General features: G+C 60.9%; 18 protein-coding genes. 3 read left to right on the top strand and 15 right to left on the bottom strand.

The annotated features are described in order from the left end of the window. Window positions 1–220: 220 nt before the first annotated feature. Complete coding sequence (locus JAO85_RS19865) at window positions 221–1,117, bottom strand: LysR family transcriptional regulator (RefSeq protein ID WP_012839484.1); 897 nt, start codon at window positions 1,115–1,117, stop codon at window positions 221–223. Window positions 1,118–1,221: 104 nt separating this feature from the next. On the opposite strand from JAO85_RS19865, the gene glaH reads away from it, so the two are divergent. The 3 genes from glaH to JAO85_RS19850 all read left to right on the top strand — a co-directional run bounded on the left by glaH (window position 1,222) and on the right by JAO85_RS19850 (window position 3,980). After that, complete coding sequence (glaH, locus tag JAO85_RS19860) at window positions 1,222–2,145, top strand: glutarate dioxygenase GlaH (RefSeq protein ID WP_054074603.1); 924 nt, start codon at window positions 1,222–1,224, stop codon at window positions 2,143–2,145. A 100-nt stretch (window positions 2,146–2,245) separates the two neighbouring features. Further along, window positions 2,246–3,487, top strand: coding sequence for an alpha-hydroxy acid oxidase (locus tag JAO85_RS19855; protein WP_057093142.1), 1,242 nt, complete (start codon window positions 2,246–2,248; stop codon window positions 3,485–3,487). A 52-nt stretch (window positions 3,488–3,539) separates the two neighbouring features. Beyond that, window positions 3,540–3,980 carry an HIT family protein gene (locus JAO85_RS19850; protein WP_046461538.1) on the top strand — a complete coding sequence of 147 codons (441 nt, stop codon included), beginning with the start codon at window positions 3,540–3,542 and terminating at the stop codon, window positions 3,978–3,980. Between the two features lie 105 nt (window positions 3,981–4,085). Here JAO85_RS19850 and JAO85_RS19845 read toward each other — a convergent pair whose 3' ends face one another. The 14 genes from JAO85_RS19845 to JAO85_RS19780 all read right to left on the bottom strand — a co-directional run bounded on the left by JAO85_RS19845 (window position 4,086) and on the right by JAO85_RS19780 (window position 23,760). Then, complete coding sequence (locus tag JAO85_RS19845; RefSeq protein WP_054074601.1) at window positions 4,086–5,129, bottom strand: adenosine deaminase; 1,044 nt, start codon at window positions 5,127–5,129, stop codon at window positions 4,086–4,088. 185 nt (window positions 5,130–5,314) lie between these two features. Further along, the gene (locus JAO85_RS19840; RefSeq protein ID WP_003067157.1) at window positions 5,315–6,289 is read right to left on the bottom strand and encodes an aromatic ring-hydroxylating dioxygenase subunit alpha; all 975 of its coding nucleotides are present in this window, start codon (window positions 6,287–6,289) and stop codon (window positions 5,315–5,317) included. Window positions 6,290–6,470: 181 nt separating this feature from the next. Continuing rightward, entirely contained in the window at window positions 6,471–7,628 is a 1,158-nt protein-coding gene (locus JAO85_RS19835) for a BMP family ABC transporter substrate-binding protein (protein WP_202788826.1), read from the bottom strand. 195 nt (window positions 7,629–7,823) lie between these two features. Next, window positions 7,824–8,969, bottom strand: coding sequence for a BMP family ABC transporter substrate-binding protein (locus JAO85_RS19830; RefSeq protein ID WP_003067155.1), 1,146 nt, complete (start codon window positions 8,967–8,969; stop codon window positions 7,824–7,826). Between the two features lie 52 nt (window positions 8,970–9,021). After that, window positions 9,022–9,942, bottom strand: a complete 921-nt coding sequence (locus tag JAO85_RS19825) for an ABC transporter permease (protein ID WP_039049058.1) — start codon at window positions 9,940–9,942, stop codon at window positions 9,022–9,024. 3 nt (window positions 9,943–9,945) lie between these two features. Then, on the bottom strand, window positions 9,946–11,040 hold the full coding sequence (locus JAO85_RS19820) for an ABC transporter permease (protein ID WP_039049057.1): 1,095 nt from the start codon (window positions 11,038–11,040) through the stop codon (window positions 9,946–9,948). Next, complete coding sequence (locus tag JAO85_RS19815; RefSeq protein ID WP_034380525.1) at window positions 11,033–12,592, bottom strand: ABC transporter ATP-binding protein; 1,560 nt, start codon at window positions 12,590–12,592, stop codon at window positions 11,033–11,035. Before JAO85_RS19815 ends, JAO85_RS19820 begins: the two co-directional genes overlap by 8 nt. Before the next feature lie 76 nt (window positions 12,593–12,668). After that, on the bottom strand, window positions 12,669–13,601 hold the full coding sequence (locus JAO85_RS19810; protein WP_003067150.1) for a LysR family transcriptional regulator: 933 nt from the start codon (window positions 13,599–13,601) through the stop codon (window positions 12,669–12,671). A gap of 155 nt (window positions 13,602–13,756) precedes the next feature. After that, window positions 13,757–15,832 carry a diguanylate cyclase domain-containing protein gene (locus JAO85_RS19805; RefSeq protein WP_039049056.1) on the bottom strand — a complete coding sequence of 692 codons (2,076 nt, stop codon included), beginning with the start codon at window positions 15,830–15,832 and terminating at the stop codon, window positions 13,757–13,759. Window positions 15,833–16,080: 248 nt separating this feature from the next. Beyond that, window positions 16,081–16,719, bottom strand: coding sequence for a Crp/Fnr family transcriptional regulator (locus tag JAO85_RS19800; RefSeq protein WP_039049055.1), 639 nt, complete (start codon window positions 16,717–16,719; stop codon window positions 16,081–16,083). 400 nt (window positions 16,720–17,119) lie between these two features. Further along, window positions 17,120–19,660 (bottom strand): TonB-dependent receptor, encoded by a 2,541-nt coding sequence (locus tag JAO85_RS19795; protein WP_202788825.1) that lies wholly within the window; start codon window positions 19,658–19,660, stop codon window positions 17,120–17,122. A 143-nt stretch (window positions 19,661–19,803) separates the two neighbouring features. Then, a complete protein-coding gene (locus JAO85_RS19790; protein WP_039049054.1) occupies window positions 19,804–20,757 on the bottom strand; it encodes a FecR domain-containing protein in 954 nt (317 codons plus the stop codon). Between the two features lies 1 nt (window position 20,758). After that, on the bottom strand, window positions 20,759–21,238 hold the full coding sequence (locus tag JAO85_RS19785) for a sigma-70 family RNA polymerase sigma factor (protein ID WP_034353742.1): 480 nt from the start codon (window positions 21,236–21,238) through the stop codon (window positions 20,759–20,761). Between the two features lie 317 nt (window positions 21,239–21,555). Further along, window positions 21,556–23,760 carry a TonB-dependent siderophore receptor gene (locus tag JAO85_RS19780; RefSeq protein ID WP_202788824.1) on the bottom strand — a complete coding sequence of 735 codons (2,205 nt, stop codon included), beginning with the start codon at window positions 23,758–23,760 and terminating at the stop codon, window positions 21,556–21,558. Window positions 23,761–23,808 lie beyond the last annotated feature (48 nt).

Here is a 23,808-nt window from a genome sequence, read left to right as displayed (position 1 = left end):
TCTCGCCTGCGGAACACGGCTGCGCTTATAGAGGCTATACGGCTGCGCGCAGGCCAGGGCTTGCGCTATCAATAACAGAGCCTACTGCGCTTTTCATGCATTGAATTCAATGCAATTCATATCCAGAAACTAATATCAGCAAGCGATAGCAGCTATCATTTTAGCTAGTTCAACACCCGAAACCCTGCGCTGCAACACCGCCCTGCCCGCAGCCGCGTAACTAGGCTGCGCAGCTTCTGGCCACGGCCAGAAAGGCGCGCACCGCGGGCGAGTTCTCGCGCTCGCGGTAGGCCAGCGCCATGTGCACGTTTTCCTTGAAGTCACGCAGCGGCCTGAAGGCCACGCCCGGCTGATTGAGCAGGCGGTTCGACTCGGGCAGCACCACAATGCCATAGCCCGCAGCCGCCAGGCTGGTCGCCGTGACGAAGTCGTTGACGCGATAGGCCTCGCGAGCCGAAAACCCGGCCGTCTCGGCCAGCCGCGCCAGCACCTCGGCAAAGCCTTCGCTTTCGTTGATGAACTGCGGCGCAATAAAGGTCTGGCCGCGCAGATCGGCCACGCTGATGGATTCATGGCGTGCCAGCGGGTGATTCTCGGCCAGCGCCACCATGAAGGGCTCGCTATGCACGATGACCGCCTTGACGCCCTCGGGGTAACGACGGCGCGGCCGCAGCAGACCGGCATCGATCTCGCCCTGCTGCAGCGCCTGCAACTGGCGCGGCGTCTCCATGGCCAGCACCTGCATGTGCACCTGCTCATGGCCGGGGCGGAACTGCGTGAGCATGCGCGCCAGCACACCCGAGGTCACTGACGAGGAGATATAGCCCAGCTTGACATGGCCGCTCATGCCCTGGGCCGCCAACTGCCCGATCTGCTGGGCCCGCTCCATATGGCGCAGCACGGCCACTGCTTCGTCATAAAGCAGCTCGCCCGCATCGGTCAGCGTGATGGGCTTGCGCTTGTTGCGCTGCAGCAGGCGCACCCCCAGTTGCTGTTCCAGCTGCTGCACCTGCACGCTGACGGCGGACTGGGCCACGCCCAGCTTGTCGGCGGCACGAGAGAAATGCAGCTCCTGGGCTACGGTGACGAAGTGCTCGAGTTGGCGGTAGCTGAGCATGGATTTAATCTGAAATTCTTATCAAAAAATGCATTTAACCCCGTAGATCGTATCAAACAAGAAGCGTCAAATCAGCCCATCCCTGATTGAAGTACCCGCCCACCATGAACGCTACTACCCCCCAGCAACTGATTCAGCCTGCCGCTTACGAGATCGCCGCTCACCCCGAGCATCCCCGCCTGCTGAAGCTGACCCTGAACACCGATGCCCTGAACGCCTTCCTGGCCGATGTGCGCGATATCGACGTGCAGAACCTCGAATACGTGCCTTTCATGCGCTTTCATCTGGCGCGCCGCCTGAAGGCCCACATGGGTGCCGACTTTGGCGAGACCCTGGTGAACATCATCAGGGACCGCAAGCATGGCGGCTTTGTGCTGGGTCTGGAAGGGGTGAGCCAGGATAGCGACGACTATGTGAAGTTCGGCACCGCCATCGGCCATATCCTGGGCCCGGCCAACCACGACTCCATGTCCAACAAGTACTACGCACGTTTCCTGGTCAAGCACACCGACGCCAGCGACTCCTATCTGCGCCAGGCCTATCGTCTGTTCACCATGCACACCGACGGCACCTTCGTGACCGAAGCCACCGACTGGCTGCTGATGATGAAGTTCGACGAGCAGAACGCCGTGGGCGGCGAGTCGCGCTTTCTGCACCTGGACGACTGGAGCGAGCTGGACTGCTTTGTGCAAGACCCGCTGGGCGCCAAGCCCCTGCTGTACAAGGCCCCGGGCTCCAAGAATGTGAACGAGCGCGTGGAACGCCCCGTGTTCTTCCACGGCGAGTTCGGCCTGTCGATCTCCTTCATCGACCAGTTCGTGCAGCCCGCCAACGACGCCGAAGCCGAATATCTGCAGAACCTGTCCGAATCGATGGAAAATTCGCCCGGCACCCGCACCGTCAGCCTGCCCGCTGGCGACCTGGTGGTTCTGAACAACTACTTCTATGTGCATGGCCGCGCACCGTTCGAGCGTAACGAGCAACTGCACCGCGAGCTGATGCGTCAGCGCGGTACATTCGCTCAGTAAACCTTGAACACCTGATGTTTCTGTCACGCCCCCGTGCACCGCAAGTGTGCGGGGGCGCAGCCAGTTAAACCCCTGAATTTCGCTCCCGAGGCGCCCTACCATGGCATCGTCACAAGCCCCTGCTGCAAACGCAGCCTCCGCCCCCAAAGCGCAAGCCGCCTACGGCCAACGCGCAGGGCTTCCCCGTCATCTGCAGAACATTCTGTCGCTGCATGACTTCGAGGCCGCCGCACGCAAGCACCTGCCCCGCCCTCTGTTTGGCTATGTCTCCGGCGCGGCTGAAGACTGCGTCTCGCTGCAGGCCAACCGTGACAGCTTCCTGCAATATGGCTTCAGCTCCAGGGTCATGGTGGATGTGTCGCAGCGCAACCAGAAGGTCGAGCTGTTCGGCCAGACCTGGGACTCGCCATTCGGCGTGGCCCCCGTGGGCATCAGCGCCATCAATGCCTACCGTGGCGATCTGGTGCTGGCACAGACGGCGGCTGCCAACCGCATTCCCGCCATCATGAGCGGCACCTCGCTGATCCCCATGGAAGATGTAGCCAAGGCCGCACCGTCGACCTGGTTCCAGGCCTATCTGCCCGGCGACACCACGCGCATCGACGGCCTGATCGAGCGCATCGAGGCTGCCGGCTTCGGCACCCTGGTCATCACCGTGGACATCCCCGTCTGGGCCAATCGCGAAAACAATGTGCGCACCGGTTTCTCGATGCCGCTGCGCCCCTCGCTGCGCCTGGCCTATGACGGCATCACCCGCCCGCGCTGGATGGTGGGCACCATGCTGCGTACGCTGATCAACCACGGCATGCCGCACTTCGAGAATTCGTTTGCCACGCGCGGCGCGCCTTTGCTGTCGGGCACCGCCATCCGCGACACCTCGGGCCGTGACCACCTGAACTGGAAGAACATCGAACGCATTCGCCAGCGCTGGAAAGGCAACCTCATCATCAAGGGCATCCTCAACGAAGACGATGCCGTGATGGCCACCGATATCGGCGCGCAAGGCATCGTGGTCTCCAACCACGGCGGCCGCCAGCTCGACGGCGTGGTCGCACCGCTGCAGATGCTGCCCTATGTGGTGGACCGCGTGGGCCACCGCACGGCCGTGATGATGGACAGCGGCATTCGCCGCGGCAGCGATGTGCTCAAGGCCGTGGCCCTGGGCGCGCGCATGGTGTTTCTGGGCCGCCCCTTCATGTACGCCGCCGCAGTCGGCGGTGCGCAGGGCGTTCATCACGCCATCACCTTGCTGCGTGACGAGGTGGACCGCAATATGGCCATGCTGGGCGCGACATCCATGGCCGAGATCACCCCAAGCTGCCTGCGCGCGACGCGGGCCTGAAACCGCTCAGCCTCTAAGATAGAACGCTTGAACCATAAAAAAGGAGAGCGTCATGCCCATGTTTGTAGACCACTCGCCCCCTGGGGAGTGCATTTTCTGCAAGCTCGTCAAAGGGGAGATTCCATCGGCCAAGGTCTATGAGGACGATCTGACCATCGCCTTCATGGACATCGGCCAGGCCACACGAGGCCATGTGCTGGTAGCCAGCAAGCGCCATGCCGTCAATCTGCTGGAGCTGACGCCCGAGGAAGCCGGCGCCGTGATGCAGACGGCCCAGCGCGTGGCGGCTGCGGTGAACAAGGCTTTCGATCCCGACGGCATCAATATCTTCCAGGCCAATGGCGCGCCTGCGGGGCAGACGGTGTTTCACTTTCACCTGCATGTGCTGCCGCGTTTCGAGGGCGATGGACTGTCCGTGGTCTGGAAGCGCGAGGAGCCGGGCTTTGCAGCGCTGGGAGAGTTGGCTGAGCGCATCAAGGCCCAGTTTTCCTGAAGCAAGCCACTGATAAAAAAAGAGCTGCCAGCACTTGATATTCATAGAGTTCAGATAGAAATCTATCTAAAACCCACATTTAGCAAGCGCTGGAAGCTCCTATTTTCAAGCCGCAAATTGCGCAAAGATTGCATCCAGCTTTGCAATCCATTCGGCCTTCTGCGCCTCAGCGGCAAAGCTCGCTTCCAGGCTGTTGCGCGCCAGCTGGTAGGCCTCGGGCGCACCCATGCCCGTGGCGGCAAAGAGCTGGGTGTAGTTCTCGTTGACATAGCCGCCGAAATAGGCCGGGTCGTCCGAGTTGATCATGACCTTGAGCCCGGCCGCCAGAAGGCGCGGCAAATTGTGATCGGCCAGGTCCTTGATCACGCAGAGCTTGAGATTGGACAAAGGGCAGACCGTCAGCGGTATCTGCTCCTTGACCAGCCTCTGCATCAGCAGCGCATCCTGCTCTGACTGCACGCCATGGTCGATGCGCTCCACATTCAGCACATCCAGAGCACCCCAGATATAGGCGGGCGGCCCCTCCTCCCCGGCATGGGCCACCAGATGCAGGCCCAGCTGCTTGCAGCGCGCAAACACGCGCTCGAACTTCTCGGGCGGATTGCCCAGCTCGCTGCTGTCCAGCCCCACGCCGATGAAGCGGTCACGCAGCGGCAGCGCGGCCTCCAGCGTCTGCAGGGCGCTTTCTTCGCTCAGATGGCGCAGAAAGCTCAGGATCAGCGAGGAGGAAATGCCCTGCTCGATCTGCGCATCGCGGCAGGCACGGTAAAGACCGTTGATGACGGTCTCCATGGCTACGCCGCGCTCGGTGTGGGTCTGCGGGTCAAAGAAGATTTCCGTGTGCACCACATTGTCGGCCACGGCGCGGTCCAGATAGGCGCGCGCCATGTCGTAGAAGTCCTGCTCGTGCAGCAGCACGCTGGCACCCGCGTAATAGATGTCCAGAAAGCTCTGCAGATCGGTGAAGGCATAGGCCGCGCGCAGAGCTTCCACGCTGTCATAGGCCAGAGCCACCTTGTTGCGCTGCGCCAGCGCAAAAATCAGTTCGGGCTCCAGCGAACCCTCGATATGCATATGCAGCTCGGCCTTGGGCATGGCTCGCAGCAGCTCCGGCAGACGGGAAACATCTACGGCAGGCACGGTGTTCATCTTTATTCTCCTTGGCGCTACGCGCCATTCAATGTCTAGCCTATCAAACCGGCGCAGCTCAAGCCATATGGCCAGCCCCGACGAGTCTGTGACTTCGGCCTGGCGGCCACAAGCCCTTGGCGCGGCCTCCCGGCGAGCCGCATGGACGCCAAGCCGGGCAGGCGGCAAAGCCTCTCAGGCCTGTATCAGCAGGTTCCGAAGGCGATCTCCTGGGCCTTCAGGAAACGGCGATAAGCCGACGACATGCGGTCGGCCGCCGAGTGCATTTCTGCGCGCGGATCCAGCGGCAGGGCCTTGGGCAGCTGCGACTCCAGCACAGGCTGGTCCTGCACAAAGATGGTGTGCTGGAAGGTCTGCAACTGCTCATCGGTCGATTCGAAGTCCGCGACCGCCAGACGGAACCAGACGCGGCTGGTTTCGGGAGTGACAGGGCAGATGAACAGACCGATCTGCTCACGCCAGCCCTGTTTGGAAGTGCCCTCTTCGGGAATCTTGGTCAGCACGGCAGTGTAGGCGGCGGTCACCTCGTAGGTGTACTCCACCTCGGCCGCCTGGGTGGAGTGCAGATTGGACTGGGGCTGTACAGCCTTGCAGCCTGTCGCCAGCACGCCGGTTGAGGTGCTCTCCACCTTGTAAGTGGCAATGGCCGTGGCGTCGCGGCTGCCCAGCCAGCCTTCGTGCACAAAGCCGAAGTGGGACATGTCGAGGAAGTTCTCGATGATGCGCGGTGCACTGGCCGCCACATCGTAAGGCCCGCAGTTCACCTTGCGCAGATGTTCATCCGTCTCGGCAGCGAACACGGGCAGCTGGCTGTCGGAAGGCTCCAGGCGCACCCAGATCAGTCCGTAGGCCTCCTGCACCTCGAAGGCCCGTACGCGCTGCGATGCGGGGGGAGTGAAATCGGGCACGGCGGGCACTTTCACGCATTGGCCACCGGAGGAGAATTGCCAGCCGTGATAGGGGCACTCCAGATGTCCGTTCTCCACGCGCCCCATGGACAGGCGTGCACCGCGATGCGGGCAGCGATCCACGAAGGACTGCACCAGTCCCTCGGCATTGCGCCACAGCACCAGCGGCTGTTCCAGCAGCAGCACGGAAAACGGCGCGCTCACCACCTCGGAGGATTGGGCAACAGGATGCCAGAGGGTACGTTCAGTCATGGGGATACTCGTCATTATCGAAATACAAAGGGCCGCTCTGCGGCGGCCCTGTCGCTGCAAGTCGTGTCTGGACGACTGTTAACAGCCAACACTACCCGGCAAACCCGGGGTCTGCCGTGAAGACATGCGCCACAGGCCGCAATCGGTGCGACGAGGCTGCGCGATGCCTGATCCGCAGTGCTTACTTGGCGTCGCCGCCGGGCACTTTGCCTTCCACGCCCTTGACGTAGAAATTGATGCCTTTGAGGAAACCGTCATCGGCAACCTTGTCGGCAGCGATCAGTTCCTTGCCGTCCTGGCCGGTGATAGGGCCCTTCCAGATGGTGAATGTACCTTCCTTCAGTCCCTTTTTCACGTCCTCAACCTTTGCCTTGAGCTCGGCAGGAATGTCGTCAGCCAGTGAGACGATGTCGATCACGCCCTCCTTGACGCCCCACCAGGTCTGGCGGCTGCTCCACTTTCCTTCCAGCGCGCTGCGGGTGGAGTCGATGTAGTAAGGCGCCCAGTTGATGATGGACGAGCCCAGGTGAGCCTTGGGGCCGTAGGCCGTCATGTCCGAATCCCAGCCGAAGGCACGCTTGCCCTTTTCCTCGGCCGTCTTCAGCACCGCCGGCGAATCGGTGTTCTGGAACAGGATGTCGGCGCCGCCGTTGATCAGGCTGGTCGCAGCTTCGGTCTCCTTGGGAGGGCTGAACCATTCGTTGACCCAGACCACCTTGGTCTTGATCTTGGGATTCACGGACTGGGCACCCAGGGTGAAGCTGTTGATATTGCGGATCACTTCGGGAATAGGCACCGAGCCCACCACGCCCAGGGTGTTGGACTTGGTCATGCCACCGGCAATGATGCCGGCCAGATAGGCACCTTCGTAAGTGCGGCTGTCATAGGTGCTGACATTGGCGGCGGTCTTGTAGCCGGTGGCGTGTTCCCACTTCACATCGGCGAATTCGGGGGCCAGCTTCTGGATCACGTCCATATAGCCGAAGGTGGTACCGAACACCAGCTTGTTGCCCTGCGAGGCCATGTCGCGCAGCACGCGCTCGGCATCGGCACCTTCGGGCACGCTCTCCACATAGCTGGTCTTGATCTGGTCACCGAACTCTTTTTCCAGGGCCTTGCGGGCCTGGTCATGGGCAAAGGACCAACCACCGTCGCCCACCGGGCCGACATAAGCAAAAGCAATCTTCAGAGGTTCGGGAACAGCGGCCGCAGGAGCGGCAGCGGGGGCTGCTGCCGGCGCAGCTGCTTCTTCCTTCTTGCCGCAGCCCACGAGAGCGGCCGAGGCAATAGCCGTCAGTGCGGCGACCTTGATCAATGAACGCTTGTGCAAATCAGTCATTAAAGTTTCCTTGGAACAAAGAGTGAGGTTTGAAACCGATAGGAGCGCAAGCCCATGGATACCGGTTACACCTTGGGCAATATATGCATAAACTGCGCCAAATTGCAGATAGGTATCCTGAAAACGACAGCGCAAAAAGAAAGGCCCCCTAGGGGCCTTTGATCGGACGCTGCTCAGGCGCCCCGCAAACAGTGCTTATTTGGCACCGGGCACCTTGCCCTCGATACCGTTCACATAGAAGTTGATGCTGCGCAGCCAGGCGTCATCGGCAACCTTGCCGGCTTCCAGCAGTTCCTTGCCGGTGTTGTCCTTGATGGGACCGGTCCAGACGGCGAAGGAGCCGTCCTTCAGGCCGGCGCGAGCCTTCTCAACCTTGTCCTTGATTTCCTGGGGCACGTCGTCAGCGATTTTCTTCAGGTCGATGGCGCCTTCCTTCACACCCCACCAGAAGTTGCCGGTCTGCCACTTGCCTGCCAGCGTGTCTTCCACCACCTTGCTGTAGTAAGGAGTCCAGTCGATCACGGCCGATCCCAGATGAGCCTTGGGCGCGAAGCCGCTCATGTCGCCGTCCTTGCCGAAGGCACGGGCACCGCGCTCCTCGGCCGTCTTCAGCACGGCTGGAGAATTGGTGTTCTGGTACATCACGTCCACGCCGCCGTTGATCAGACTGTTGGCGGCTTCGGATTCCTTGGGAGGAGCGAACCACTCGTTCACCCAGACCACCTTGGCCTTGATGGAGGGGTCGATGCTCTGGGCGCCCAGCACAAAGCTGTTGATGTTGCGCACCACTTCGGGGATTGGCACCGAAGCCACCACGCCCACGGTCTTGGTCTTGGTCATGGCACCCGCCACGATACCGGCCAGATAAGCGCCTTCAAAGGTCTTGGTGTCGTACACGGCTGCGTTGTCGGCCGTCTTGTAGCCGGTGGCGTGCTCGAACTTCACATCCTTGACGTCGGCGGCGACTTTCTGCACAAAGTCCTGATAGCCGAAGCTGGTGGCGAAGACCAGCTTGTTGCCCTGACCGATCATGTCGCGCATCACGCGCTCGGCGTCGGCAGACTCTGGCACGCTCTCGACCATGGAGGTCTCGATCTTGTCGCCGAACTTCTCCTGGATGGCCTTGCGGCCCAGCTCGTGCTGGTAGGTCCAGCCGCCGTCGCCGATGGGGCTCACATACATGAAGCCGATCTTGAGCTTGTCGGCAGCAGGAGCAGCCGCAGGTGCCGCGGCAGGCGCTGCAGGAGCCTCTTCCTTCTTGCCGCAAGCGGTCAGCACAGCCATGGAAACAGCCGTCAGGCCGATCATCTTGATCAGAGCGCGTTTGCCCAGAGTTGTCATCGAAGTTGTCCTCTCGTTATTTTTGAAAAGCGGATTGCACCACATTTGGGCATCACGCTCCAGGGTAGAAGGGTTTTCCCAGGGAGGCCGGCATATTGGCTCGAATCCAGGTCGGATTACGCGAGATCAGCACCAGCACCACAATGGTGGCCAGATACGGCAGCATGGACAGAATCTGGCTGGGCACCTGGACCCCCGTGGCCTGCAGATGGAACTGCAACATGGTCACGCCGCCAAACAGATAGGCGCCCAGCAGGACGCGGGCCGGTCGCCAGGTCGCGAAAGTCGTCAGCGCCAGAGCAATCCAGCCTCGACCCGACACCATGTTCTCCACCCACAGCGGCGTGTAGACCACGGAGATGAAGGCCCCCGCCAGACCGCACATGGCACCGCCAAACATCACGGCCATCAGACGGATGCGGCGCACGGGGTAGCCCAGGGCATGGGCCGACGAGGGCGACTCGCCTACCGAGCGCAGCACCAGGCCCGCACGCGTGCGGTACAGAAACCAGACCATCAGGGCGGCCAGCACGATGGCACCGTAGACCAGCGGGTGCAGCGTGAACAAAGCCGGGCCCACGAGCGGCAGATCTGCCAGGCCAGGAATCGAGTACTTGGGCAGCTCGGGCAGCTTGGCCTGCACATAGCCCAGGCCCACAAATGCAGAGAAGCCCGCGCCGAACAGCGACAGCGCAAGACCGGTTGCGTACTGGTTGGTGTTGAACCAGATCACCAGTCCCCCGAAGATGGCGGCCAGCAAGGCCCCTGCCAGCATGCCCGCGCCAAAGCCCAGCCAGGTATTGCCGGTGTGCACGGTAGCGGCAAAGCCCGCAATGGCAGCACAGAGCATCATGCCTTCGGCGCCGAGATTGACGATGCCCGATTTTTCATTGATCAGCAGGCCCAGGGCCGCCAGCGCCAGAACAGTGCCGGCGCTGAGGGTGGAGCCCAGCAGCAGTGCATAGGATTCCATGGATCAGGCTCCCTTCACTGCAGAAATGGCGCTGCCGGCTTTTTTTGCCACCCAGCGGATGCGATAGGCCACCAGCGTGTCGCAGGCCAGCAGCGCGAACAGCAGCAGTCCCTGGAAGACGCCGGTCAGTGCCTTGGGCAGGCCCAGACGCGACTGCGCCAGCTCGCCACCGATATAAAACATGCTCATGAGAATGGCCGAGAAAATCATGCCCACAGGATGCAGGCGCCCCACAAAGGCCACGATGATGGCCGCAAAGCCGTAGCCGGCGGGCACATAGGGCGTGAGCTGACCCAGAGGGCCAGCGACTTCCAGTGCCCCCGCCAGACCGGCGGTGGCGCCGGAGATCAGCAGCGCCGTCCACAGCGCCTTGCGCGAGGAAAAACCGGCATAGCGTGCCGCCGACGGCGCCAGGCCGCCGACCTGCAGGGCAAAACCTGCACGCGTGCGAAACAGGAATGCCCACAGCAGACCGGCCCCCACCAGCGAGATGACAACGCCGATGTTCATGCGCATGCCCTGCACCAGCCGAGGAATCTGCGTGACGCGCTCGAAGCTCTTGGTCTGCGGGAAGTTGTAGCCCATGGGGTCCTTCCAGGGACCATAGACCAGATAGCCCAGCACCAGCGTGGCCACATAGACCAGCATCAGGCTGACCAGGATTTCGTTGGCGTTGAAACGGTCGCGCAGCAAGGCGACTATGCCCGCCCAGAACATGCCGCCGAGCATGCCGGCGATCAGGATGGCTGGCACGATCCAGGGCCCTGTGGTCTTGTCGGCCAGCAAGGCAATGCCGCCCGCAGCCACCGCCCCGATGACGAACTGGCCTTCGGCACCGATATTCCAGACATTGGAGCGAAAGCATACGGCCAGCCCGAGAGCGATCAGCAGCAAAGGCGTGGCCTTTACAGCCAGCTCGCCCAGGGCATAGCCCGACTTGATGGGTTCCCAGAAAAAGGCCTGCAAGCCCTTGACCGGATCCTTGCCCAGCAGGGCAAACAGGCAGACTCCTACCAACACGGTGATCAGCAAGGCCAGAATCGGCGAGCCATAGGTCCAGAACTTCGATGCCTGGGGGCGTTGTTCCAGCTTAAGCATGGGCACCTCCCTGCACGACTGCCGCATCCCACAGGCCGCTCATCCATTCACCAATCTGCTGCACCGTGGCAGCCGCTCTATCCACCGAAGGACTCAGGCGGCCCTTGGCCACCACATGCAGGCGGTCACAAATCTCAAACAACTCGTCCAACTCCTCACTGACCACCAGCACGGCGCAACCCTGGTCGCGCAGCTTGAGAATCTCGCCCCGAATCTGCGCCGCAGCCCCCACATCCACCCCCCAGGTGGGTTGAGAGATGATGAGCAGACGTGGTTTGGCATCAATTTCACGACCCACGATGAACTTCTGCAGATTGCCGCCCGACAGCGACTGCGCGGCCGAATTCGGACCGCCGGCCTTGACGTTGAAGCGGCCGATGATGTCCCGCGCCTGCGCCTGCAGCGCCGCCATGCGAATCCAGCCGCCCTTGCCCACTGCGGTCTTTCGCGTCAGCAACAGGTTGTGGGCCAGGCCCATGCTGGGCACGGCCCCGCGCCCCAGCCGCTCTTCAGGCACGAAATGCAGGCCCATGCCACGGCGCCGACCAGGCCCCATGCGTCCCACGCCCTTGCCCAGCAACTGCACGGCCTCTGCCTCGGAGCGTGTGTCCTCGCCGGACAGCGCATACATCAGCTCTTTCTGGCCGTTGCCGGAGACGCCGGCAATACCGACGACTTCGCCCGCACGCACCTGCAGCGCAATGCTCTGCAGATCGACACCAAAAGGATCCTGGCTTCTGAGCGACAGCCCCTGCACACGCAGCACGGTATCGCCGGTATTCGCACTGCGGTGCTCCAGCTCCGGCGGCTCCGAGCCGATCATCATGCGCGACAGCGAAGCATTGGTCTCGTTGGCCGGGTTGCACTCCCCCGTCACCACACCGCCGCGCAGCACCGTACAGGCCGTGCACAGCGAGCGGATCTCATGCAGCTTGTGGCTGATATAGAGGATGGAGCAGCCTTCCGCGGCCAGGCGGCGCAGCACCACAAACAGCATCTCCACGGCCTGGGGCGTGAGCACCGAGGTGGGCTCGTCCAGAATCAGCACGCGGGGATTGGTCAGCAGGGCGCGGATGATTTCCACGCGCTGCATTTCGCCGACGGAAAGCGTGTGTACGGGACGATGCGGGTCCACCTCCAGCCCGTAATCGCGGGCCGTGGCCTGAATGTTCTCGATCACCTTGGCCAGTGCAATGCTCTTGTCCAGGCCCAGCCAGACGTTCTCGGCCACGGTCAGCGTGTCGAACAGGCTGAAATGCTGGAACACCATGGCAATGCCCAGTGCCCGGGCTTCCTGCGGATTGCGGATCTGCACCGGCTTGCCATCGACCAGGATGGCACCCTCGTCAGGCTTGACCGCACCGTAGATGATCTTCATCAGCGTGGACTTGCCAGCGCCGTTTTCGCCCAGGATGGCGTGGATCTCGCCGGGCTTAACTTTCAGCGATACCTTGCTGTTTGCGACCACAGCCGGGTACCGCTTGGTAATACCCTCCAGCTGCAAACGCGCAGGCGCACTCGCAGAGGGGGAATGTGTCGGGGGGGGATTCATCGCTGGATTGTCTCTCAATTCAAATAACAAATTGACTCAAACAGGCTCTATGCGCTGAACAGGAATACGATACAAGCTATTGATTTCGCAGCGTTAGTGCAACATTGCGAACCACCTCTCGCAGCCAGCGTGTGGCGGCTCCGGCATGCGAACGCGCATGCCAGAGCTGGTAATAAACCAGCGGAGGGAATTCCACGGGGCAAGGCAGTATGGCCAGGGACAGACGTTCGCTGAAACGCTCACAGAACAATCTGCCCGAGGTCATGACAAGCAAGCTTGATGCCACCATGTCGGGAATCAGACTGAAATGCGCGCAGCGTGCCACCACCTGGCGGCTCAAACCCATGCCTGCCAGCTGTTCGTCTATCACGCCCAGGGCACCCGGATAGGCCGGGGTTGGCGCAATATGCTCGGCCTGCAGCCATTGCTGTACATCCCAGCCCCTGCGCACTGCCGGATGCTTGGGACTGACCAGACAGACCACCTCGTCCTCGAACAGCTTGGCCATGTGCAGGCCTTCCGGTGGCTGCGGCCAGTTGCCGATGACCACATCGATCTCGCCATCGGCCAGTTGTCCCTCGTAATGCGCCTCGGCGCTCAGCGGCAGAAAGTCCACCGGGCAATGCGGGGCCTGCGCCTTCATGGCCGACATCAGCCGCGGCAGGAATTGGGGGTCCAGATAGTCGCTGGCCGCAATACGGAAGGTACGAGTCGAGGTGCGCGGGTCAAACTGCCGCGCATCGCTGAACAGCCCCTCGGCTGCACGCAGAATGTCTGCCGAGGGTTGCACCATGCGCAGACCCACATCGGTAGGCTGCATCTGTGCCCCTGAGCGCACCAGCAAAGGGTCGCCAGCGAGCTCACGCAGACGCCGCAGGGCTGCAGACACCGCCGGCTGGTGCATGCCCAGTCGCAGCGCTGCCCTGGAGACGCTACGCTCCGTCAGCACCGTGTGCAGCACCCTGATCAGGTGCAAATCTATCTTGTCGAACAAGGTCTGGTCACGCATAGGTCACGGCCATCCGGGCGCTTTGGCACGGCCAGCCTCATCCATTTTGTATACAAAGCAGCCGCAGAGCGTAACTCAGTCAACCCCTTTGAGCAGCCAAGGGATTGCCCTCTAGGCTGTCATATCTGCCTTGAATTCAGCATGCGCAATCCGGCTCAGACCGCCGCCGTCATCACTTCCACACGGTTGCGCCCTTTGCGCTTGGCGGCGTAGCAGGCCATATCGGCCCCCTTGAAGGCGCTGGCCGCCGTGTGGTAGCTGGCATCCAGCAGCAACATGCCGATGCTGGCACTCAACATATAGCGCTGCCCCTGGTAGGAGCCCTCCCAGTCCTGTATGGCCATGCACAGCAGCTGCGCATGGCGCATGCCCTCTTCCCGGCTGATTCCGGCCATGAGAATGGCAAATTCATCGCCTCCCACCCGCGCCACCCAGCCATGGGGTCGCACCGTGGACTCGATCAGGCGCGCGATATGGCCCAGCACCTCGTCACCCACTTCACGCCCGCCCTGGCGATTGACCTGAGAGAAGTGGTCCAGGTCCACATACAGCACGATGCCATGCGCCTTGGGCTCGCTCTGCGAACGGGCGATCACATTCGCGCCGCCCAGGCTCTCCAGATAGTCGGGAGTCGTATATTCGCGCAGCCACTCCTTGAGCCGCAGAGCAAACGCCGTTCGGTTGGGCAGACGGGTCAAGGGATCGTGCATGGCTTTCCAGCTCGATTGCTCGCGCAACTGCCGCTGCGTGGTCACATCCTCCAGTTCCCAGACCAGGTATTGACCATCCAGCGCCTTGCCCGACTGCTCCCAGGCCCTGTGCATGCGCTGCATGCTCTGACCGTGAATTCGCACCCATATCGGCCTTGAATCCTTGCGTACCAAGCAGACTTCGCTATCAAATTGTCCGTAAGTATCCAGAGCCCGCCGGACCCGCCCCATCAGATCCTCATAGTCGGCATCGCTGGCACACAGATCACGCACGGCCAGGCCCTGCATTTCCTGAGGCTGATAGCCAAGTACTCTGGCTGCCTGCATGCCCACACGCTGCACCTTCGAGCCATGCGTCACGATCAAACCTACGGGGGCATAGTCCATCAAGGTCTGCAACTGCATCTGCAAATCACGCTCCAGCTCGCCATGCGCCTCATAACCACCGCCCAGGGCCTGCAAGGCAGTGCGCAGGGTCTGGGCCTCTCCCCAGTCATGATCGGACAGACCATGCCACCAGTTGCCCCCCCGGCTGCCCAAGTCCACTTCCAGCATCAGCCCGCGTCGAGAAGCCTGCTCTGCCGAGCGGAACAAGGCCGTCAGCGGATAGGCGATCAGGCAAAGCACCGCGCCAAGCAATCCAGCCAGCAACAGCAGGGCCGTGGCCAGCCAGCCCATCATCTTGACCGAGACTCCCGGCACCCATTCCTGAACGTTGCTGACCTTCAGCAGAGTCCATTGCGCCCAAGGCAGCGGCATGGCGCTCCAGAGTTGGCTATTTCTCTGCTCACTGACCGCACCGGTCTGGGCCGTCTTGAGCCAGGCTTGATCCAGCCCGCGAGGTAGCGCAGCATCGCCCAAGGCAGGGGGCAATTGCCACTGCCCTTTGCTGCTGAGAGCCAGCGGACGAAGGTCACGGTCGATCAGCAGCAGCTGGCTACCCGCTTCGGCAGAGGCAACCTCCAGCGAAAACAACACCGACAAAGGCGTCCGGTAGCTGCCGCCAAGAACGCCCTGCAACTTGCCTTGCAGATCACGCACCGGCACGACATTCTGAAACTCCAGCTGCAGGCCCGCATCACCGGCACGCACCCAGGCTTGGGTGATCGGCTTGCCCTCAGCCAACGAGCGCTTGAGCACTTCACGCAGCGGCTCTTCAAGCTGTTCTGCGGCCAGCGCCTGCTCCTGATGCAGATTGACCAGCAACTGCCCTTTTCCATCAGCCAGTTGAAGTTGCTCATACTGCTGTGCCATGGATGTGGGCTGCTTGAGCATGGCCTGCAGTGACTCCGGAGAATCATGCATATGGCCCGCCAGCACAGAGGACAGACTATGCAGGGGCTTTTGCTGCTGCTCGACTCTGAAGGCCAGCGAACGAGCCGCGTATTCCAACGCCTTGGTCTGCGCCGGCAACGCTCCGTCCATGACCGCCCGGCGCAGGGAATAAGCCACCCAGCCCGCAGCGCCAGCTCCAGCCAGCAGCACTGCAATCATGGCAACAAGCACCATGCTGCGCAGCATGGGGCCTGGGCCTCTGCGTATCCGCCCAGACTGTGGTGCGGCAGCAACCTCCTCTGGCTGCGACGGCGCAACCCATGGCGGCTCTGCTTGCAGGGAGAAGACAGCATCTGACATGGGCCTCAATATAGAGAGCCGATGTCTGCAACCCAACGAGAGGAAACCCCGGAGATTGTCGACAAATGCTACGCCGCAAGCTCCTGCTCAGAGCAGAAGCCAAGCGCTGCATGGTCTGCAACCCGGCCCGGTATTTACCCCAGCGCCAGCACCTCCAGCGCGCCGGGCTTGGGCAATTCAATGACATTGCCTCGCCCGGCAATCAGCCCATGCTCTCGCAACTGCCGGAGCACGCGCGAGAATGTTTCCGGCGCAATACCCAGTTGCGCTGCAATCAGGCGTTTGCGTGCCTTGAGGGTGACATGCAGGGCATTGCCATTTCCTCCCGGGCTCGCATGGTTCAGCAGCCACTGGGCGCAGCGAGCTTCGGCGTCCTGAGCCAGACGACTGACCGCCAGCTCGGTCTGCGAGCAATAGGCCCTGGCCAGATCTTTGAGCAAGTGCTGTACGGCGGGTGCAAGCTCCGCCACAGAGCTTAGAAAGCGCGCCAGAGGAATGATGTAGATGCGCCCAGCCGTCTGCGCCTGCATATCGAGGCAGGAAGGACGCTCCTGCAGCGCAAAAGCGGCATCCAGCCAGGTCGGCCCTTCCACCTGCCCCAGTTGATGGCGCATGGCCGAATCCTGCCCGACCCCGAGCATCACGCTGCCGCTTTCCAGATACAGCACCGAATCAAGGGGTTGGCGACGTTGCCTGAGCCAAGAGCCTGGAGCAAAGCTCTCAGGCTGCCCAAACGTGGAAGCGATTTGCGACATGGAGGGCATGGTGAACATATGCGCCACACTGTGCCGGGCTTTGCCCCGGCTCATATTGAGCCAAGTCAACAAGCCAGGCCGAGCAGCCAAAAGGGCCGCAGCCGAAGCTGCGGCCCTTTGGACCTGACCAGTCGACATTCCGGATCGACAACGTCGTAAACACAACTCAGCCCCCGGAAACAGATACGTCCAGGCGCCTCATATCGCTGCATCTTTTTCCAGTTGACCATGGATTGCCGATGGCTGTCATTCCTTACCGGACACAGGAAGCCAGCTAAGGCAGCAGACTCTCAGGGAACGCTGTCAGAAATACGGCAAGCGGCAGCCGCAGTGCCTCGGCGTCAAAAACAGCTCCATCAGATCAGGCGCTGCTGTCGCAAAGCACCGCCATTCGTCGACCGGCTTGTGTGACGCGCACCTACCAAGTGTGTGCATAGCTGACTCGCAACACAGTGCCCGCTGCAGGGAGGCGGCTGGTGTTGTTGTTATTGCGAAGCAGCTGGCTGTATAGCGGGAAGTAGTTGCGGTTAAGCAGGTTTTCCACACCGAGCGATACGCGGTTCTTGGAGTCGATTTTCCATTGACTGATCAAGTCCACTGTGGTGTAGCCCCTGGTGTCGTGGCGCCCAAAGCTGGTCTTGCCATCCAGGCGGTAATCCTTGGAGGCATATGCGCTTGCCTGGATGCGGTGGCTCCAGCTGGCATTGGGACGGTATTCCACATAGGCAGTCAGTTTGAGGGGCGGAATACGATAGCCCGTCATGTCCTGATAAAGGCTTGATCCCTGCGGAAGTTCACGCCCTTTCATCCAGGTAAAGCTCCCACCGCTGCTCCAGCGGTCATCGTCGCTGAAGTAATCGAGACCGCCTTCTATCCCCTTGATTTTTTCTTTGGTTCGCAGCAGCGTGAGCCCGTTATTGAAACTCTGCACGGCGCCGAGATCGGAGCGCGATTGAAAGGCTCCCAGGTTGGCAATGACATTGGAAAACTTGCCGCGCCAACCGACTTCCACGGTATCTGTTTTGACGGCCTGCAGGTTGGAATTGCCGATGTTGAAGCCCGCTGTGGCATTGCGCACCACGACCCCGATATCCGGCAGCTCAAAGCCCTGGCTGTAGGACGCATAGAACTCGTGCCCCTTGGTAGGCGCAAAGACCGTGCCCAGGTTGTAAGTCCATGAGCCGTATTTAACGGTACCGCCAGAGACGGACTGGGGGCTGGGCAATTTCGATTGCGACAAAGGGGTGAAGTCGTTGAAGCTGGCCTGAGCTCGGTCGTAGCGCGCTCCGCCTTCCACGGACCACTGATCGTTGAATTTGTGTTGCAGCTGGGCAAAGGCGCCAATGCTTCGGGTCGTGACCTGGGGCATATAGATCAGGCGGCCAATCTTGTTGAACACCAGACCTCCACTGGCGTCATAGGCCTTGGGATCAAAGATATCGATCGGCATGTCGGTGCGCTCGTGATTGAAGTCGGCCCCCCAGATCAGCAAGGTGTTCTTCTCTTGTCCGAGAGGTGTTTTGATGGTCAGGCGACCACCGAACACATCGGAGTTCTGCATGGACTGATCGACGTTGGCGCCTCGCACAGGAACGGCTCGTGCATCGAAGGGCGCAAAGCGCGTATAAAAATCTCGGTAATAGAGTTGAGCCGCCACGGCGCTGCCTGCGAGATCGCGGTTCTCATAGTCAAGACCCAGCATGGTGTTCTTGATCTGGTTTTGATCTGCAAGTACCAAGCCCTTGATAGGCCTGGCGGCTGCCGTACCTGCGGGCAAGCGGGCCACTGACGGATCGGATGCATAGTCGGTGTCCTGGCTGGCGTTGTAGTGGCTCGCGGAGAATTGAAGCCGTTGATTTGCGTCCAGCTTGAAGCCGATCTTGGCCGACGCGTTGTAGATATTGGAGTCGAACAAGTCTCCCTGGCTGGGCTCTGGTGCAATGCGGTTCCCCTTGGCGTCGAAAGAGCCTCCGACATGCTTGGCGCCCAGGCTGACGGAATAGTCGACCACATCGCCGCCGCCAGAAAGATAGTGCTGGACTTCGGCTCCAAGCCCGGCGCCTCTGAGTTTGGACAGCGGTGCAGATCCCGTCACTATGGTCTCTGCTTTGGTCTCGCCCGAGGGGCGTTTGGTACGCACAGAGATGATGCCGCCTGCTGCGCCGCTGCCGTAGATGGCACTGCTGCCGCGAAGCACCTCGATCTGTTCGATGTCTGCAGGATTGATGTTGGCGAGGTTTCTGGATGAGTCGCGATTGGTGTTCAGCGGAACGCCGTCTACGAGGACAAGCATGTTCCGGCCACGCAGAGTCTGCCCATAGTCGGTGATTGTGTGGCTGGAATCGGCCATCCCTGGGACGACTTTGCTGAGCATGGTTGCCAGACTGTCGGAGCCTTGCCGAAGTTGCTGAACTTCTTCAGCTTCGAGAATACTGACCTGCCGGGACGGTGCAACGAGATTATTCTGGGTACGTGCCGTCACCGTCACGGTGGCAAGCTCTGGAGAGCCTTGGCCGCTGACGGGCACGGAAGCACTGCTCTTTTGTTCGATGGATGCCTTGGTGCTCCCCGGGACTTCCAGTGCATAGTTGCCTTCACTTAGACGACGTGCACTCAGTCCCGAGCTTTCCAGCAACTGTGCAAAACCGCTATCGACGGTGTGGAAACCCGACAGGCCAGGAGTACGCTGGTCCTTGAGCTTGCTCAGATCCATGCTGAGATTGATGCCTGCCTGAGCTGCAAAGTCCATCAGCGCGGGGCCAATTGGGCCAGCGGCCACCTGATAGGACTTCTGCGCAGAACTGGTAACCTGATCTGCAGCGTAAGCCTCTGGCATGTGCAAACCGATAGCGGCTGTGCCGACGATGGCAACAAAAATTCCTCCGACTGCCGTTGCGACCGGGCGCAGTCGCATCGCATTGGCGTTCCTGTTGGGTTTCCGGACGTACTTTTCGGGCATCTGCTCAATCCTCTTGGCTGTCAATAAACGGGTCTTGATGCACTTGACAGGCGAGATTGAAAAACAGGACAGCGATTTAAAAGAGTCATCGCTGCGGCCTGAATTTCCGAGGGCAGCATGCGAGAACCTGATCCTGAGAAACTTCAGGAACGCGTGACACTTATCCAGTAACGGGTGCGTTGCTGCCTATGGATTGGCATGGTCCGAGCCAGCAACTCGAGAATACGATCTGTGTCGCGCAAATGGAATGTGCCGGACACGAGCAGCTCAGCAGCACTTGGATCGCAGCGCAGGATTCCTTCGCGATAGCGCTGCAACTCCTCCAGGAAGTCAGCCAAGCGCATGTTCTCGGCATACAGCACACCCCGAGTCCAGGCATCGGCGTGGGATGGCAGGGAGGTGAAGGCGCCCGCCTTGTGAGCATCGAAGTTCACTTGCTCGCCAGCCTGCACGACAAGCGATTGCCTGGAATGGGCAGGCATTACCTTCACCGCACCTTGCAGCACCGACAGCGTCGTGCTTCGCGCATGCTTTCGAACGATGAATTTGGTGCCCAGTGCCTGCAACCGCCCATCGGCAGTCTGGACAACAAAGGGCAAGGTCTTGTATTCGCTCAGGTGTGCGGTTTCCACCAGAATCTCACCTGCAAGATGCTGGATCAGACGTTCTTTGCCATCGAACTGAACGCTTATTGCGGAAGCCGTATTCAACAGCACCTGACTGTTGTCAGCCAAGGTCAGTTCGCGTCTTTCGCCTGTTGCTGTTCTGAAGTCTGCATTCCAGATGTGCCATGGCAGATAGCGGTAGGAGAACCAGCCAAGCATTGGAGTTGCCAGGGCGAGTGCCGACGCACGCAGAATCTGCCGGCGATTTCCTGCAGCACGTGGACGATCCAGAACGGCCATGCCAACTGCCGAGGGAACACTATCCATTCGGAATTTCAGTTGCTCTATGCGTTGCCAGACTTCCTCGTGGGTTGCACTGAGGCTGCGCCACCGGGCAAGCTCGGCCTGCTCTGCTTCGCTGAAGTCCGATGCATGCCGGCGAGCCAGCCATTGAGCGGCCTCATCGAGAATGCTTGCATCGACTGCACTCATTTCAGGCGTCCAGCATCACGCGCAGGCATTGCCGGAAGCCCTGCGCCATATAGCGGGTGACCGTACGCACGCTTACTTGCATCTGCGTGGCAATCTCCTCATAAGCAAGCCCTTCGAGCTGTGAAAGCAGGAATGCAGTGCGAACTTTCGTTGGAAGCTCTCCCAGCAATGCATCCAGCTCCTCCAGGGTCTCCAGCAAGATGGCTCTAGCCTCCGCCGAGAGCGCGGTGGCTTCAGGCAATAGCTGCAAGGAGGCAAGATATGCCTGTTCGAGCGAGCGGCGTTCCAGATGATTGATCATCAATCGCCTGGCGACGATTGTCAGATAAGCCCTGGGCTCTCTGATGTCTTCGATTGCTTGCGTTCTGGCAGTTGTCCAAATGCGCGTGAATGTGTCCTGCGCAATGTCTGCCGCATCACAACGGTTGCCAAGCTTGCGCTGCAGCCAGGAGATCAGCCAGCGGTTGTGCAGTGTGTACATGCTGCCAAGTGCTTCACTGGCGATGCTGTTGGCGTGGGTAGGCACCGAAGTCTCTCGTGCATTGGAAATGCAACGATTCTACACAAATGATACCCATTCTCACTTATTGAGAAGCCCCACCGCCCAGTGGGCACAGCCCTCTGCCAGGCCAGACCCGGTCCATCCGAGCGTCATCGCAGCCATGAAAAGCAGCCGCGCAGATGCATCAACTGCGCAGCCGCCGTCAAAGGATCTCGGATCCATATCTGCTCGGAATTAGCAAGAGCATCGTCCACCTGGAGACCAGAGACCGGACTGCAAACTTCAGCACACCCGCGTCAGAAGTCAACCGTTGCCGACAGCGCCAGCGTGCGCGGTGCCCCCAATGCCAAGCTGGACAGCAGTGGCATGCCCCAATAAGCCTTGTTGGAAACGTTCAGCAGCGTCGCGCGAAACGTGACAGGGTTGCCGGCGACCTTGGTTGCATAGCGTGCACCGAGGTCGTAGGTCACACGACCTGCCGCCCAAAGGCTGTTGTCCGCACTGATATATTGCTTGGACACCGCCGTTGCATTACCCGTAACAGTCAGCCCGGGAATGGCAGGAACATCCCATTCAGCACCCAATTTCCCTTGCAGCTTGGGCACCCCCGTGGCGACTTTGCCCTGATTGACGCCGCCTGCGGTCTGCGTCAGCTTGGGCGCGGTGTAGGCAATCCCGCCCATCATGCGTACGCCACGCAGCGGCGATCCCCAGAAGCCCCATTCGATGCCGCGATTGCGCTGCTCTCCGCCGAACGAGAAGATATTGGTGACCGGGTCCGTGTAGCTGCTGGGGCGTGTGATCTCGAACAGACTGAACGTGTGCGCGAATTCCCCAAGATCAAGTTTGACACCCACTTCTTTCTGCTTGGTCTTGTAAGGCGCAAACACTTCACCCGCGTTTGCAGCGGTCATTGGTGCGGTTGCGCCCTGGCTCAGGCCTTCAATGTAGTTGGCGTAAGCCGACACATGTTCTGTGGCCTTGAACAGCAAGGCTGCGGCAGGCGATGTTGCGCTCTGGTCATATCGCGAAGTACGCGCCCCCGTGGTGATGCTGAAGGCGTCGCTGACCACTTGCTGGCGGCGCACACCCAGGGTGAGTTGCACACGATCTTCGGCAAATGACATGGTGTCCGCCAGGCCATAGCTGCTCAGGCACACCTCGGTGTGCGAGATGTGCGGCGCAACAAAGGGCGCTTCCGGTCCCCAGACCGGGTTGTAGAGGTTGGTAGTCCAGTCTGCGCCCGGCACGCTACGGCGCCCATAGTCGTCCTGCTTGTGAGCATAGTGCGTTGCATTGAGCGCCCATTGATGCTTGATGGCTCCGGTTTGGAGCCTTCCCTTGAGACCCATTTCTGCCGAACGCTTTTTCTGCTCGAAGGCCAGTTGTCCCATGGCGGTCTTGAAATCGCCCGCAGCGTTGAGCACCTGAGCCGACATCGCGCCGTTGTATTCATAGTCGGTTTTGCTGACGCCGAAGGCCGCGTAGGCCATCACCTGGTCATTCACATCGAATTCACCGCGCACCATCGCGGCCTTGTCCTGATTGTGCACATGCGACCAGTTGGGGTTCAGCAGGGTCTCAGGCTTGGGCGGCCTGGGAATGGCCACACCCGGGGCCAGACTGATGCCTCGTGTCACGCCGTTCACGCGGTCATCGCTGGTGTAGAAGTCGGCGGAGATCCGGGCTCGGTCGCCACGCCAGTCAAGGCCCAACGATGCAAGCCTGGATTTCTTGTCCTGCTGGTTAACCGCCGCTTCACCTCCACGGTAAACACCATTGAAGCGGATGCCGAACTGCTTGTCTGCGCCAAACCTGCGCCCCAGATCAATATGGCCGCCAAACTGCGAATCCGACATATAGGTGGTAGTCAGCCGCGTGATGGGATCGCTGACAGCGCGTTTGGGAACCAGGTTGACGGAGCCCCCCACTGATCCTCCGGGGGGCATGCCATTGAGCAATGCGGACGGTCCTTTGAGGACTTCGATGCGCTCGAACATCTCCGGCGTGGTGCGGTAGTAAGGAGCCATGCCGTAGAGACCGCCCAGCGTCATGTCGGAGCTGCTCGAAGAGAAACCGCGAATCGAGTAGTTTTCGCTCCATGACGCTGCAACCCCATTGCTGAACACCGTGGGATCAGTGGCAGAGATCACATCGGTAATGGTCTGTGCCTGACGATCCTGCGTGAACTTTTCCGTATAGCTGATGGTGTTGAAGGGCGTCTCCATGAAGTCCTTGTCGCCCAACAGGCCGACACGACCGCCGGAATTGACCTGCCCCCCCGCATAGGGAGCGGTGACGGGAGCGACTTTTTCTTGCACGGTGACCTGTGGCAGCGTGGCCTCGGCCTCGCTGGTTTGCACTTGGGCGTGCGCCGCTCCCGCCAGCTGACTGCCCATGGCCAGTCCCAGCAGCACATAGGGGCACATCACGCTACGCCGGCGCGCAAATGGAGGAGTCGTCAGAGAGTTGAGTGAAATGAGACCTGGGTTCTTGGGCATACCCGATTCCTGTCGATACATGCATGACGTTTTTGCACCGCATGCTTA

The organism is Comamonas sp. NyZ500, assembly GCF_016772095.1.
In the GTDB taxonomy this organism is placed as follows: domain Bacteria; phylum Pseudomonadota; class Gammaproteobacteria; order Burkholderiales; family Burkholderiaceae_C; genus Comamonas; species Comamonas thiooxydans.
Note: the sequence above shows the minus strand (reverse complement) of the source record. Positions and strands in the feature narration are given on the sequence as shown.